Raw genomic sequence first — 13,832 nt, 5'->3', positions numbered from 1 at the left:
GGGTCAGGTGGTGACCGCTGGCACGAAGCCCGCCCAGTCCGGGCTGGAGATGCATCGGGTGACGTAATCGAAGTCCAGCGGCTCACCCTCAGCCCACTCAGACATCTCGGCGAGCAGCATTTGACCGTAAGGGGTGAAGGCGTGGCGGTGTGCCTTCATGTCCCGGCATGCAGCACGGAGCGAGGTCGTGTACTTGGAGACGAGCGTGTCCACACCGCGGCGGTGCTGCATGTACATCAGCGGGACAGCCACCGCGGCGGCGTGGAAGGCGGCGTGCAGCGGGCGCTTCTGGCCGATCTTGACGGCGGACAGCGCGCGGTGCTCGTCCTTCTCCATCTCGCTGGGCGGCAGATTGAACATGTCGTAGACCATATCCATTACGAAGAGGCCCGTGTGCAGGCCCTCGTGAACGAGGCATTCGGCGTACTCGGGCACGTCCCAGTCGCCGGGGCTCATGACGACCAGGCCGGGTAGCGTGTTGGTGCTCCCGCCGCCATCGGACCTGGAGTTGACGACCACGACATCTGTCACGAGCAGATCGACCATCAGCCCAAGGTCCGGACTGAGTTCGTGGATGTGCTGCACGGCCCGGCGGACCATCGCATCCCACTGCTCGCGCGTGGGCCCGTCGCTGTGAGTGGTCCCGGCGAAGATGTGCTCGAAGATGCTCTCGGTCTCGCAGTACCTCGCCCATGGACCGTCCTCGTAGGACAGGGTGATGCCCTCGCCCTTGGCCGGTAAGGGCCTGAGCCCGGAGATGGCTCGACGGTAGGCCGGTCCCAGCGCTGGGGCGTCCTGGGGATACTCGCCGCTCTGGGCGTGGACGAGGCGGGCAATTGCCTCGCTGATGTGGGCGATGTTGAGGAAGTGCACAGTCATTTCCTTCCTGGTGAGAGTGTGCCCGGAGCCATGACGTCGGCTCCGGGCACACTCAGGGCATCAGAGGGGCTGGGAGACGACTACGCGTCGTTGTCCGTCCAGCCGCCCATCATCTGAACGTGGGTTCCCTGCCGGGACTGCTCGACCCGCCGCCGGATGCCGGCCGCGAGGCTCACCGGGTCGCCCTGGACGGCCGCCACGATGGTCGACAGTGCGTCGGTGGACATACCGACGACGGTCGGCGGCGGGGTCATTGTTGTACTCATCACGCCTCCTTCTTCGATTCTTCCTGAACGGATCACGCGCGTGAGCGGGAGAGGATTCCAATCACTTCGTGGAACCTCTTCGGCGATTAGGAGACTACCGACCTGACGGGGTGCCGAAAACACCACAACCATGATTTCTTGAATTGGAATATGCCACTCGTGAATTCATTGAATGAAGGCATGCTGAAATGCCGGAATGCCAGCACGGCGTCCGGATATGGTGTGGGCGCCCGCCTTCCTGTCGGGGTGACGGCGGTTGGGTTCGTTGCCGTATTGACTGGGAGGGCGGGGCTTGGCTCGACTACTTAGTCCCGTGGGTCCCTGTCCATGCTGTACGGCGCTTACGCGCCTCGGGGGACCTGGTGTCACCTCCCCGGCCGCGGAACGTGACACCGGCCTTCTCTAGGAGCTTGTGAACGAACTCGTACGAGCGGCCGGGTTTCTCTACCAGGACACGGATTGGCGTTCCGGAATCGTACTCGCGCTTGAAGTTGCCCCTGACCGAGATGCGTCGGCCACCTAGCAGCCTCTCCTTCGGGTCGATTACCGGTGTATGCATTAAGCGCGCTCCTCCTTTTTGTTGGCGCGTGTGGGTACCCCACCCCGGCTAAGGTCAAGCTCTCTTGCGCACGGGTCGAGTGATTGGAGAGCTCGCACACATGTGACCTCGGCCGGGGTGGGAGTCTTATTCAGTACATCCGATATTGAGGACTCCTCGCACCCTCTCCTGAAGGGAATTCGACCGGATTGAAGTACGCGGCATCCAATTAGCGGCGCCGCTGTCCTGAGCTGCGGAAAGCAGCGTCGAGGAGAAGGCTCCGAAGACGTAGCGGAAGCCGTACCTCCACGGCTGTGATCGCGCATTGGGTCTGCGGGTGTCGCGTCCACCGCGAGGGGGATCTCCTCGTACGTGGGCCAGGGCCATACCTCCAGCGGCCCGAATGTCTCGCGCATGACTCTTAACGCAGCAGAGCGCGGCGTAGCGTCCCCTGGTACCAGTGGCGCCTCAACGAACCGCCACGCTCCATGCTCGCTGCGCGCCTTGAGCACTTGGCCCTGCTCATCGATCACTAGTGCGCCGGCGGTGATTGGAGGACGGCCGGTGCCGTGCAGACAGCCGCCTTGGCGGGCATGGTCAAGCAGCGCAGCAAATAACGGCTCCAAGAGAGCCTGTTCCTGGGGGTGTCCCCACAGGTAGGCGTTCAGCTCGCGGACCACGCGACCAACCAGCGTCACGGCAGGCACCTCTTCAGCGCCTCGCGGCGGGTGGGAAGCAGGCTCGCCGGGACAGTGAACTGGCAGGCCACGATCTTGCCTGTTCGCGTCGGCAGCACGTACCAGTACTCGGCGAGTCCAGCAACGACCTTCATTCCTCGCCCCGAGGTCGTCTTGGCGTCTGGGTCCTGGACGATCGGCACGTTGGAGGAGGAGTCGCTGACCAACAGCCAGAGGGTGTCGCCGGTGGGGTACCAGAGGGAGACGTCGGCCGGGCCTCCTCCGGCGTGCTTGTGCACGTTGGACAGCAGCTCCGTGGCGACGATGCACACGTCATCTGACATGGGTTCGAGGCCCCATAAATCAAGGTGCGTGGAGACGTTCCGGCGGACCCCAATCAGTTGGCTTGGCTCCGCCTCGGTGCGCAGCCGGTATTCCAGGGCTTCCTTCTGGCGGGTCATCGCGTCGCCTCCTCACTCCCGGGCAAGGCCAGGGAAGGGCTGATCAACGTCCAGTAACGCCCGAGGCGCACTGCGTCATGACTCAGATGATGTATGGCGCACAGTCAGATGGTCAAGCGATTGCGTGGCAGATTGCCAAAATGATGCTCGGCAGGGCTCAATGGAGACCAGCGGGGTTGACGGAACCGAGGCGGTACCCTCGGTCTCACCTACAGAAGCAGTCCAGTTGGAGGGCGAATGGCAGCCGTCACCGGCGGAAGCCCGCTCAGCGCGCGACGGCGGCTGGCAACCGAGCTTCGTCTGCTGCGGGATCGGCACGACCTCACCACCGAAGAGGTCGGCGCTCACCTCAACTGCCACAACTCCAAGGTCAGCCGTATCGAGACTGCGAAGCGGGTCTGCACCAAGAAGGACTTCGATGGGCTGATGGAGCTGTACGAGGTCGAAGAGCCCAAGCTCTCAGAGCTTAAGGAGCTCCTGATCAAAGCCCGTCAACGAATCCCGCCGTGGTGGTACGCCTACAACGACGTGATCAGCGCCAACTATGCCGAATTTCTCGCCTATGAGGCCGAGGCAACGAGCTGCTACGAGTACCAACCACTCCTGATCCCGGGTCTGTTGCAGACCGAGGAGTACGCCAGGGCAGTGACCGGTGTCAGTTATGCCGCGCTCGGCCCGGACCAGGTGGACAGCCTCGTCGAGGTTCGGACGCGTCGCCAGGAGAGACTGCGCGAGGAGGGGCCGCTGATCCTCGATGCGGTGGTGACCGAGGCCGCCCTGCACTTGCTGGTCGGCGGGCGCGACGTGATGCGGGCGCAACTCCACCGCCTGATCGAGATTTCAGCCCTCGACAACGTGAGCCTCAAGATCATCCCGTTCCAGGCTGGCGAGAAGGGCGCCAGCACTGGAGCTTTTACGCTCTTCGGAACAGGGAAGAACTCGGATGCCGATGATGTCGCATTCACCGAGTCAGCCGAGAACACCACTGCGTTCCGGGATGATCCGCTGGCTCTTCGTCGCCTGAGCCGTCTGTTTACCAACTTGTCCGGTGCCGCGCTCTCGGAGGAAGATAGCCGTGAGCTGGTCGAACGTATCAAGGAAGAGCTGATCAGAGATGAATGAGCTGGCCGACCTGCGCGAGGTCGACCTCACGCGTGCAGCGTGGCGTACGAGTTCCTACACCGCCGGCAATGGCAACTGCGTCGAGGTCGCGCCGATTCCCGGCACCTCCGGGATCGCGGTGCGCGACTCGAAGAACAGGGAGTACCCCGCGGCGCGGTTCTCCGGGCAGGCTTGGACCACCTTCGTCGCTGCCGCCATGGACGGCACCCTGACGTCGTGACCTCCTTCGTTCACGACCCTGGCCGTCGTCACGCACTCGCCGTCGCTGCGTGACGTTCGGCGCAACGCACACTAGGGCACCCGACCGCTAGGTCAGGGGCCCTTGTCGCACGCGGCTAGCTGCTTTGCTCGTGGCATCACGCCAGGAAGCCGTCGAGGGAGGGGGCCGCCGCTCGTAGCCGCAGGAGGCGGACGATCGAGCGGCGCTTCCTCCGCACCGAGGCCCATCGGCCTCCTCTGACCGCGCGCTCCCGAGAAGCGACGACGAAACTGCCCCCGGCCCGATGCCCGTCTCGGTCGAGCGCGCAAGGCGCCCCAGGGCCCCTCTCCCCTGGCCTGGCGCCCGCCCTCCGAGGACTCACCGCCTCGGGGCGCTCGACTTCCGTGAGGGCAGGCGACGTCGCATCCTGCGTTCGCGCTCCTCACAGAAATCCTCGTAGGCCAGTTCTTCAAAATCCGGATCGATGTCCTGGCGCATCAGTTCAGACGCCATCTCTCGGTAAGACTGGTGTGACGGGAGCTGATTCTCGCGAATCATGTCGAACCAGGCAGCCCTATGAGATGGGGCCGGTAGACGGTCACCCCTCACGGCCGCTTCCAGGTCGGCGATAGCGTCACCGAGGTATGTCTCGACCACTTCCAGTCGGTTGACCCCCTCCATCAGCGACGAGTTAGCCGCACCTTCGAAGTTGCTCTTCAATCGGTGTCGCAGCTCCGCACTGTGCAGGAACGCGGCTTCGGCTTCAATGGGCCTCAGTGGCCCACGAATCGGAGCTGCCTCGGCCTGAAGGATCGCGTCGCGCTTCTCCATCAGGATGTCCCGCAGCTCACGTGCGCGCTCACTGTCGCGGTCCGAGCGCTCCTTGGCCGCGTTGACCTTCATCGTGTACCAAGTGCCAAACACCGCCACTGCGGCGCTGAGAATCGCGGCGAGGATCGCCAAGAGCCATGTCGTCATAACGTGATTGTGTCGACACATGCCCATGCTCGTCACATCTACTTCACATCAGACGTGGAGGTGGCCCGTGGGCGTTCGAGGCCCCGTTCCGAACCGCGAAGAGGATCTGGCTCGCCCGCGGGCCCGCAAGGCTCCGACGAACAGGAGACCAAGCGCGGCATGATGCGCAAGGTCACGGTTCCGCGTGCGGACCCTGACTGGCTCTGATCGCCAAGGAGCTCTACGACTCGCTGAAGAAGTCCGGCCAGGCCGACTTCTACCAGCAGTCCGACTGAGCGATGGCGTTTACCCTGTGTGACGACCTGTCCCACTACAAGAAGTCGGGCAAGCGGTCGGCGCAGATGGCCCAGACCCTGTATTCCGCCCTCGGGAACCTCCTGGCAACCGAGGGGGACCGGCGCCGCGTGCGCATCGAGCTCCAGGAGCCCGAGCCGGAAGAGACACCGGTCGTGGTCCTCGCCATCGCCGACTACCAGGGTCAAGGACACCTTCGGCCGCTGGGTCCTTCCCGTCAAAACGCTCAACTGGCAGATCGCTGGCTGGTGCTCGGAGGACCTTCTCGCCAAGGACAGCGGGTCCTGGAAGTTCACCAGGGAACAGCTCCGGTCCGTCCTCCACTGGTACACCGTGGACGACGCCGGGCGGTTCATCAACCGCAAGGGCGTCCTCCAGCGGATGAAGGGGTGGGGGAAGGACCCGCTCCTCGCGGTCCTCTGCCTCGTCGAGCTGGTCGGCCCGTCGCGCTTCTCCCACCGGGATGAGGTCGGCGAGCCGGTGGGTGGCAGCGCGGGGGCGCGGACCACGGGAGCGCGCGGGATGAGGGAGAGCCCCGGCCGTTCGGCCGGGGCTCCACACCGGGCGCTCAGCCCTGGTAGGGCTTGGCCTCCAGGATGCGCACCGAGGCGGTGCGACCGTTGGGCAGCTCGTACTCCGCGTCCTGGCCGACCTTCTTGCCGTTCACACCCGAACCCAGCGGGGACTGTGGCGAGTAGGTCTCGACGTCCGCGCTCGCGTACTCACGGGAGGCGAGCAGGAAGGTCAGGGTGTCGTCGGGGTCGCCGTCGAAGGCGATGGTGACGACCATGCCGGGGGCGACCACGCCGGTGTCCGCGGGTGCCTCGCCGACCTTCGCCTGCTGCAGGAGCTGCGTCAGCTGACGCACTCGGAGCTCCTGCTTGCCCTGCTCCTCCTTGGCGGCGTGGTAACCCCCGTTCTCCCGGAGGTCACCCTCCTCCCGGGCAGCCTCGATCTTCTTCGCGATCTCGATACGTGCGGGACCCGACAGGTACTCCAGCTCCGCCTTGAGCTGGTCGTACGCCTCCTGGGTCAGCCAGGTGACGTTCTCGCTGGTCTGGGTCACAGGTGCTCCTCGTCGGTACTGGGAATACAAATGAACGCCCTACTCAGAAGGGTGCGCCTTCGTAGCTGGGCGAAACCACGAGCCTAACAATTCCGGCAAGAAACGGGGAGGAGGGAACTGGGCGCAATGCGCAGGAAACGCGTCAGTGCTGGTCAGATCGGGCCAGGTGCCCGACACGTCCAGTTCGATTATCGAACGGGCGTGCAGTCGATCAGCTCGGCGCTGGTCGCCCGGGCCGTGGTGCGCACGGTGACGACCTTGACCATGTCCTCCTGGTGCTGGCCGAAGGTGAAGTCCTTCCGGCCCACTTCGTCGTGGTACTCGTCTAGGGTACGCACCGTACAGACGCCCGTGGCGCCCTTGTCCTTGGTGATCTCCAGCCGGACCTCGACGGCGTCGTCGGCGACCACCTTGAAACCGGTCAACCGGCCGCTGACGTCCTGACCGGCGATGTAGTCATACCCGAACCAGGCGATCAGGGCCAGCAGCCCGGCACCGAGCACCGCGCCGACGATCTTCAGCGTCCGGTCCGCCCGAGCGTCCGCGGACCGGCCGTAACGCCCGTCGGGCAGCCCCTCGCGCACCGCGGCCATGGGCGTTCCTCCTGCTGGGGGGAGATCGGAATTATTCGTCCCCGGTTTAGGTCACTATAGAAGCCGTCTTCCACGACGAATCACTGAGGATCGAACTTGACTGAGCAGCTGCGTTTGATGGCCGTGCACGCGCACCCGGATGACGAGTCGAGCAAGGGCGCGGCCACCATGGCCAAGTACGTGTCCGAGGGGGTGGACGTGCTGGTCGCGACCTGCACAGGCGGCGAGCGCGGCTCCATCCTCAACCCCAAGCTCCAGGGTGACCCCTACATCGAGGAGAACATTCACGAGGTCCGCGCCAAGGAGATGGACGAGGCGCGCGAGATCCTCGGCGTCAGGCAGGAGTGGCTGGGCTTCGTGGACTCCGGACTGCCCGAGGGCGATCCGCTGCCGCCGCTGCCCGAGGGCTGCTTCGCGCTGCAGGACGTGGAGGCCGCGGCCGAGCCCCTGGTGAAGCTGATCCGCTCGTTCAAGCCGCAGGTGATCACCACCTATGACGAGAACGGCGGCTATCCGCACCCCGACCACATCATGACCTACAAGATCTCGGTGCTGGCCTTCGAGGCGGCCGGTGACCCCGAGAAGTACCCGGAGGCCGGGGAGCCCTGGCAGCCGCAGAAGCTCTACTACAACCAGGGCTTCAACCGGGCGCGCACCGTGGCGCTGCACGAGGCGCTGCTGGCCCGAGGGCTGGACTCGCCGTACGGGGAGTGGCTGGAGCGCTGGAAGACGTTCGGACGCCCCGAGCGCACCCTGACCACCTATGTGCCCTGCGCCGACTTCTTCGAGATCCGCGACAAGGCGCTGATCGCGCACCGTACGCAGATCGACCCCGACGGCGGCTGGTTCCGGGTGCCCATGGACATCCAGAAGGAGGTCTGGCCCACCGAGGAGTACGAGCTCGCCAAGTCGCTCGTGGACACCTCCCTCCCCGAGGACGACCTCTTCGCGGGCATCCGCAACAATTGAGCCCATGATGAGCGCCACCAGCACCCTCGCCATGACGCATCTCGTCCCGCTCGCCAAGGACCTGGACGAGAACAAGGTGACCCCGGGCGTCCTCGGTTTCATCGTCTTCGCCGTGATCGGCGCGGCGGTGTGGCTGCTGATGAAGTCCATGAACAAGCACATGAAGCGGGTGAACTTCGAGGAGGCGCCGGGGGAGCCCGGCAAGGCTCCGGCGGCTGCCTCCACCGAAGGTGCCAAGGGCACCGCCAAGGGCGCCAAGGGCGAGGAGCGCACGGCCTGAACCCTGGCCGGGCCCGATCGGCGCTCTTCGCCGCCTCTGCGGAGCGCTCGCTCAGGCACGGGGCCGGTCCGGCAGCACGGCCATGACCTCGCGCGAGTGGCGGCTCGGCACCATGCCGAGCTGCCATGCCTGCCACCCCGTTTCCGGCTCGACGCCGCGCTCCAGCACCAGCGCGAACGCCTCCGCGCACCCCTCCAGCCGGGAATCGCCCGCCGTGCCCTCCTCGCGCATCTCCCGCACCAGCTCCGCCAGCTCCTCCTGGGCCACCGCCGTGCCGATGACCGAGCCCCCGGCGGAGGCGAACGGCAGCAGGGTGCAGCGCAGAAAGCGGGCCCAGGAACGGCCGCGCCGGTCCCCGTACCCCGCGAACAGCACGGCCGCCTCGTCCACCAGCTCCAGCGCCTGCGCCGCCTTGCCGTTTCCCGCGTCGATCACCGCCAGCTCGATACAGGACCACGCCTCGCCATGGGCCACCCCCACCCGGTGGAAGTCCTGCCGCGCGTCCTGGAGCAGCTGCCGGGCGAAGCCGCTGTTGCGCAGCGAGCCCGTCTGCGCCGCCCGCAGATCACGGGTGACCCGCGCCGAGTGGTGACGGGCACACGCCAGCCCGTACACATCCCGCATCCGGCTGAACATCGTGCGGGCCCGCTCCAGCTCGCGCACCGCCGAGTCATGGTCGCCGCGCTCCTCCAGCGCCTGGCCCAGGTAGTACAGCGTCCAGGCCTCGCCGCGCGCGTCCTCGTTCTCCCGGTGGCGGGTGAGGGCCTGGCGCAGCTGGTCGACGGCCACCGACGCCTCCCCGGCCACCAGCCGGGCCCGGGCGAGCTGGGTGAGCGCCCAAGCCTCACCGCGCTGGTCATGGGTGCGGCTGTAGGCGTCCAGCGCGTCCCCCAGCTCGGTCTCGGCGCGCGGCACATCGCCCATCCGCAGACATGCCTGGCCGAGCTGGAAGTGCGCCCACGCCTGGCCGTGCAGGCTCTCGCTCTCCTCATGCAGCTCAAGGGCCTCGCCCAGCAGCTCCAGCGCCTCGGTCAGCCCGCCCCGGTCGCGCTCCACCGCCGCCAGGGCGTGCATCGTCCAGGCCCGGTCGCCGCGCAGCTCCTCGGCCCGCTGGAGCTCCAGCGCCTCGCGCAGCTTGGCCGCGGCCTCCACGAGATTGCCCTGGTGGTGCAGGGTGATGCCGAGGCTGCACAGGGCGCGGGCCGCGCCCGCCTGGTGCTGCGCCTCGAAATACAGGTCCACCACCGAGGAGAGCGTGGTGCGCGCCTGGTCCAGCTCGCCGAGCTGGCGGGCCGCGATACCGGTGCGCCACTGCACGGACCGCATCAGCAGCCCCTGGTCGACCGCCTGGGTGAGCTCGCTGATCTCACCCAGCCGGTAGAGGTCGCCGCGCAGCAGGCAGTAGTCACACAGGGCGCCCAGGAGGTGGAGCACCGCTGACTGGTCCACGCCCTCGGCATGGCGCAGCGCGGCGGTGATGAAGCTCGATTCGTCGTCCAGCCAGCGCAGCGCCGCGTCCAGCGAGCCGAAGCCGTGGGCCGCGCCCTTGCCGAAGATGTCGGCACGGGTGGAGGTCTTGCCGTCGACCAGCCGGATCACCGAGTCCGCGAGCTCGGCATAGCTGCGGATCAGCCGCTCCTGCGCGGCGGTGCGCTGCTCCGGCTGCTCCTCGTCAAGCAGCCGGGCATGGGCGAAGGAGCGCACCAGGTCGTGGAGGCGGTAGCGGCTGCCGCGCACATGCTGGATCAGCCCGGCCCGGCCGAGCGCCGCCAGATGGCGGCCGGCCTCCTGCTCATCGGCGTCCAGCAGCGCCGCGGCCGCCGCGCCGCCCAGGCTGGCCCGCCCGGCCAGCGCCAGCCGGCGCAGCAGCCGCCGGGCGCCCTCCTGCTGGTCGGTGTAGCGCAGCCACAGGGCGCGCTCGATCGGGCCCACCGGGCCGTACCCCTCCAGGTCGGTGACCAGGGCGGCGGGGGAGCGGGGGCCGAGCGAGGAGCCCGCGATCCGCAGGGCCAGCGGCAGCCGCCCGCACAGCTCGGCGATCCGCTCCACGGACTGCCCGTCATAGGGGCCCGCGCCGGTGGGCTCCTCGGCTGACTCCCGCAGCAGCTCCTCGGCGCCCGGCTCGTCCAGCGGGCCCACCTCGATCCGGTGCACCCAGGCGGCGAGGTCGTCCGGCAGGCCGAGCGGGGCGCGCGAGGTGATCAGGACCAGACCGTCGGATCGCTCGGGGATCAGCGTGCGCACCTGCTCGGCGTCGCGGGCGTCATCGAGCACGATGGTGACCGGCAGCCCGGTCAGATACTGGTGATACAGCTCGGTGAGCCGTCTGATGTGCTGGTCCTGCGAGGAGCGCTCGCGGAAGAGCAGCTGGTCGCGCGGTGCGCCGAGCCGGTTCAGCAGGTGCAGCAGCGCGTCGCGGGTCGGCAGCGGGGCCTGCTCGGGGCTGTCGCCGCGCAGGTCGACCAGGCACGCGCCGCGGAACTCATCGCGCAGATGGTGGGCCGCCCGCACGGCGAGCATCGTCCGGCCGGAGCCCGGCGGGCCCTCCAGCAGCACCACCGTGGGCTTGGTCTCCGTGGACGCGCGGGCCTGCCGCACCCACTGCGCGATCTGCGTGATCTGCGCATGGCGCCCGGCGAACGGGCCGTCCGCCTCGGGGAGATGGGCGAAGGACTGCTCCAGCACGGTGCGCCTGCGGGCCGCCTGGCTGCGGTCCGCGCCGCGCAGCTTCGGCTGCCCGCCGGCGGAGCCGGAGCGCTTCGCCGGACCGCCGCCCTGGCGGGTGGCGGCCGTGGTCATCCGGTGCTGGTCGAAGAACGGCCGGATGCCCCGCACCTCGACCGCCGTGAGCCACTGAAGCCGCAACTGCTCGGCCCCACCGGGCTGGTTGCGCAGCGCGGCCTGGCGGTGCGCGGCGGGCCAGTGGCCCGCGGTGAGCTTGACGACGGCGGCGGCCGACCCGGCCACGGCGGCGGTGACCCCCGCGCCCAGCGCCGTGCCCGCCGAGGTGCCGTACCCGAGGTCCGCGCCGAAGGCCGCCACCGCGGCGACCGCCGCGGCCAGCGCCGGGGTGCCCAGCCGCCCGCGCGACAGCCGGGCGGAGAGCGGCCCGCCGCCCGTGCCCGACTCCTCCAGCGCGCGCACATACGCCCCGTACTCCTCCGCGGCGGTGGCGGCCATCTCGTCCAGCGCGCCGCGCGCCCGGCTGAGCAGCACCCCGCCGTCGGTGCGCCCGCCCGAGCGGCGCACCTCCTCCTCCACGGCCCGCGACAGCAGCCGCTCGACCTCCGTCCGGTGGCTGTCCCGCAGCACCGCCAGTGACGCTGGCATGGTGATCCCCCTCCTGCAGCAGTGCCCTCAGTGTCCCGTTTCTGGGTCCTATCCGGCAGGCCTGTGGATAACTCCCCTGTGGATAACTTCGCCTGCTTCGCCGGGTGGGAGAGGATGGACCCATGCCGAACCGCCTGGCGCATGAGACGTCCCCCTATCTGCTGCAACACGCCGAGAACCCGGTCGAGTGGTGGCCGTGGTCGGACGAGGCGTTCGAGGAAGCGCGTCGCCGTGGGGTGCCCGTGCTGCTGAGCGTCGGCTATTCGAGCTGCCATGGTGCCAATGCACTTGCTGAACCCATAAGTGCCAACCAGGCGTGACGCCATAAAGCGGCGCCATGAGCACCGAAGGTGATGACCTTGACGCCCAGATCGACGCCTGGACGCAGGAGCAGCTAGCCGCCTCACCTGGTTGGTCCATGGAGAAGTGGTCGAGCGTCATGGCGATCCTAGAGCTGGACGACCCGAGGCAACCTGACCTCGTAACAGGCGAGCAGGAGATGACCTGCCCGCCCGTTGCCCTGGTCTCTTTCTGAGCACGGAGCGGCGGGCATGGAACGGTGATCGCAGGTTCACCGCGATCAGCCGCGCAAGCCTCTTCGTGCCGGGGGCGGCCTCGTCCCGGATGCACTGTCCTTTACTTAGGAGTGGTTGGTACGTTGTTGCCTGTTCTAGCCTTGTCCCCGTAGGGCAAAGGGGCGGGGGCAGGATGCCGAAGGTGCCTGAGAGCCGGCGCGTTGGGCGCATGGCCGTGAATGAGGTGCGTGCGCTGTTGGAGCGCCACGGGCACATCGTGCAGGAGGTCGACGGCGGTAACGACCACGGTGAGGACTTGCACGTCACCTTCGTGCAGAACGGCGAGCGAACAGCAGACTCCATAGCCGTGCAGGTTAAAGGTGGAGTCTCGACGCGTACCAGAAAGGGCCATCGCGTCCGAGTCGGGGGTCACGGGGGCAACTGGCGCGACGGTAGTCTGCCGGTGCTCTGCGTAGTCCATGATCCTGAGCGGGGAGGCCTTTTCTGGGCCAATGCGACACGTCAGCTGCGCCGAGCCGACGCGCTGCGCAAGACGTTGAAATCTGTTGTTGTCTCACGGGAGTCCGTGCTGGACGACGACACTATTGGGGCTTTCGTGCAGGGCATGCGGAATTTGCTGGTTTGGGAACGTCAAGGGGTTGGCCGTTGGGCTGACATGGCGGACGTTAAGTTCACTCCGAACGACATCGTTAAGCCCTTCGAGAACGAGTACGGCGAGCCCATGATCTTCTGGCAGCAGCGTGGGGAGCCACTCGCAGTCCTGCTACATCATGATCTCGACTGGGATCCCGTGCAGTTCAGGAGGAAATGCTCCGCTTTTATCCCATCCCGATGATCGGCAGTGTCATCCTCAACAGTGCGGAAGCACACTCGCTCATTGGGTGCTTCAAATCCACAGAGTGGTGGCGCCGACCGGTCGAGCAGAGCGATCTTGCCTGACACTGCGGTTCCTTGGCGCTGCGACATCTGACGTCGCGCCGGTCACTTCAATGTCTCATCAATGTAGGTGACCCGAAGGGGAGCGCAGGGCCGATCGTGCCGAACGGCGCGTGGGGTAGTTGTCCACGTCCGCAACTGCTCGGGCAAAGGCGCGGAAGGTCAAGACCCGCTCGGGGGCAGTAAGGCCGCGCAGCGCGGACAGTTCGCGTCGTACAGCCTCGAAGGCGCACCGCAATTTTCCGGCTGTGGACTCGCCGACCAATAGGACGAGGCCACCGGTCTCCCCGGCTTCTACCAGTTGAGCCGAGATTGTGCTGTCCGCGTCCCGTGGTACATAGGTCGGTAGCGGAGGAGCACCCTCAGGGCGACTCGTTCGGTGCAGGCCCAGTTCCAGGGGCCCGGACTCAGTCACCGGGCCGATCGGGATCCGGACTGCGCCAGCCGTGATGTGACGCGATTCGCCCTGTGCCGGAGTGGCAGTCTTGGCTCGTGCCGCGCGTAGTAAGCGATCCCAGACTGCCGGGTCGGCGAGTGTGGCAGGGAGAGCGGTGTTTCGCTGCCGAGCCAAGATGTCGACCGCACGGAGAAACTCTCGAAATAGCTTATTTGTCGGTATATGCTTTCCGGTTCGCCAATCGCTGATGCGCTGCACGGACAGGGAAGTTCGCCCTATTCGATCCTTGCTCGTAGAGCAAATGGCGGCTG

General features: G+C 67.2%; 14 protein-coding genes and 2 pseudogenes. 8 read left to right on the top strand and 8 right to left on the bottom strand.

What is annotated here, in order from left to right; all coding sequences use genetic code 11:
- Positions 1-3: 3 nt before the first annotated feature.
- The 4 genes from VT50_RS34830 to VT50_RS34820 all read right to left on the bottom strand — a co-directional run bounded on the left by VT50_RS34830 (position 4) and on the right by VT50_RS34820 (position 2,821).
- Entirely contained in the window at positions 4-873 is an 870-nt protein-coding gene (locus tag VT50_RS34830) for an aKG-HExxH-type peptide beta-hydroxylase (RefSeq protein ID WP_046086935.1), read from the bottom strand.
- Positions 874-959: 86 nt separating this feature from the next.
- Positions 960-1,145, bottom strand: a complete 186-nt coding sequence (locus tag VT50_RS39180; protein ID WP_143645310.1) for a hypothetical protein — start codon at positions 1,143-1,145, stop codon at positions 960-962.
- Positions 1,146-1,446: 301 nt separating this feature from the next.
- Positions 1,447-1,704, bottom strand: a complete 258-nt coding sequence (locus VT50_RS40770; RefSeq protein ID WP_075200379.1) for a helix-turn-helix domain-containing protein — start codon at positions 1,702-1,704, stop codon at positions 1,447-1,449.
- Between the two features lie 673 nt (positions 1,705-2,377).
- Positions 2,378-2,821 (bottom strand): ATP-binding protein, encoded by a 444-nt coding sequence (locus VT50_RS34820; protein WP_046086910.1) that lies wholly within the window; start codon positions 2,819-2,821, stop codon positions 2,378-2,380.
- A 237-nt stretch (positions 2,822-3,058) separates the two neighbouring features.
- On the opposite strand from VT50_RS34820, the gene VT50_RS34815 reads away from it, so the two are divergent.
- Together VT50_RS34815 and VT50_RS34810 are read left to right on the top strand one after the other, a co-directional pair.
- Positions 3,059-3,943, top strand: a complete 885-nt coding sequence (locus VT50_RS34815) for a helix-turn-helix domain-containing protein (protein ID WP_046086911.1) — start codon at positions 3,059-3,061, stop codon at positions 3,941-3,943.
- Positions 3,936-4,163 carry a DUF397 domain-containing protein gene (locus tag VT50_RS34810; RefSeq protein ID WP_046086912.1) on the top strand — a complete coding sequence of 76 codons (228 nt, stop codon included), beginning with the start codon at positions 3,936-3,938 and terminating at the stop codon, positions 4,161-4,163. Before VT50_RS34815 ends, VT50_RS34810 begins: the two co-directional genes overlap by 8 nt.
- Before the next feature lie 357 nt (positions 4,164-4,520).
- Here VT50_RS34810 and VT50_RS34805 read toward each other — a convergent pair whose 3' ends face one another.
- Positions 4,521-5,120, bottom strand: coding sequence for a hypothetical protein (locus VT50_RS34805; RefSeq protein WP_046086913.1), 600 nt, complete (start codon positions 5,118-5,120; stop codon positions 4,521-4,523).
- Between the two features lie 197 nt (positions 5,121-5,317).
- On the opposite strand from VT50_RS34805, the pseudogene VT50_RS41570 reads away from it, so the two are divergent.
- Positions 5,318-5,881, top strand: a pseudogene (locus tag VT50_RS41570) (phage terminase small subunit).
- Positions 5,882-5,982: 101 nt separating this feature from the next.
- Here VT50_RS41570 and greA read toward each other — a convergent pair.
- Both greA and VT50_RS34785 read right to left on the bottom strand, forming a co-directional pair.
- A complete protein-coding gene (gene greA, locus VT50_RS34790; RefSeq protein ID WP_046086914.1) occupies positions 5,983-6,480 on the bottom strand; it encodes a transcription elongation factor GreA in 498 nt (165 codons plus the stop codon).
- Between the two features lie 188 nt (positions 6,481-6,668).
- The gene (locus tag VT50_RS34785; RefSeq protein ID WP_046086915.1) at positions 6,669-7,073 is read right to left on the bottom strand and encodes a DUF4307 domain-containing protein; all 405 of its coding nucleotides are present in this window, start codon (positions 7,071-7,073) and stop codon (positions 6,669-6,671) included.
- Between the two features lie 96 nt (positions 7,074-7,169).
- On the opposite strand from VT50_RS34785, the gene mca reads away from it, so the two are divergent.
- The gene (gene mca, locus VT50_RS34780) at positions 7,170-8,042 is read left to right on the top strand and encodes a mycothiol conjugate amidase Mca (protein ID WP_046086916.1); all 873 of its coding nucleotides are present in this window, start codon (positions 7,170-7,172) and stop codon (positions 8,040-8,042) included.
- Positions 8,043-8,049: 7 nt separating this feature from the next.
- Positions 8,050-8,322, top strand: a complete 273-nt coding sequence (locus VT50_RS34775; RefSeq protein ID WP_046086936.1) for a hypothetical protein — start codon at positions 8,050-8,052, stop codon at positions 8,320-8,322.
- A gap of 51 nt (positions 8,323-8,373) precedes the next feature.
- Here VT50_RS34775 and VT50_RS34770 read toward each other — a convergent pair whose 3' ends face one another.
- Positions 8,374-11,652 (bottom strand): tetratricopeptide repeat protein, encoded by a 3,279-nt coding sequence (locus VT50_RS34770; protein WP_206269533.1) that lies wholly within the window; start codon positions 11,650-11,652, stop codon positions 8,374-8,376.
- A 122-nt stretch (positions 11,653-11,774) separates the two neighbouring features.
- On the opposite strand from VT50_RS34770, the pseudogene VT50_RS34765 reads away from it, so the two are divergent.
- From VT50_RS34765 to VT50_RS34755, 3 genes and pseudogenes are all read left to right on the top strand, one after another.
- Positions 11,775-11,945 (top strand): annotated as a pseudogene (locus VT50_RS34765) (DUF255 domain-containing protein); the annotation flags it as partial.
- 44 nt (positions 11,946-11,989) lie between these two features.
- Positions 11,990-12,187, top strand: a complete 198-nt coding sequence (locus tag VT50_RS34760) for a hypothetical protein (RefSeq protein WP_046086917.1) — start codon at positions 11,990-11,992, stop codon at positions 12,185-12,187.
- 209 nt (positions 12,188-12,396) lie between these two features.
- Positions 12,397-13,023, top strand: coding sequence for a DUF4365 domain-containing protein (locus tag VT50_RS34755; protein ID WP_240529426.1), 627 nt, complete (start codon positions 12,397-12,399; stop codon positions 13,021-13,023).
- Positions 13,024-13,832: the final 809 nt, after the last annotated feature.

The sequence above is a fragment of the Streptomyces antioxidans genome (assembly GCF_000968685.2).
In the GTDB taxonomy this organism is placed as follows: Bacteria; Actinomycetota; Actinomycetes; order Streptomycetales; family Streptomycetaceae; genus Streptomyces; species Streptomyces antioxidans.
Note: the sequence above shows the minus strand (reverse complement) of the source record. Positions and strands in the feature narration are given on the sequence as shown.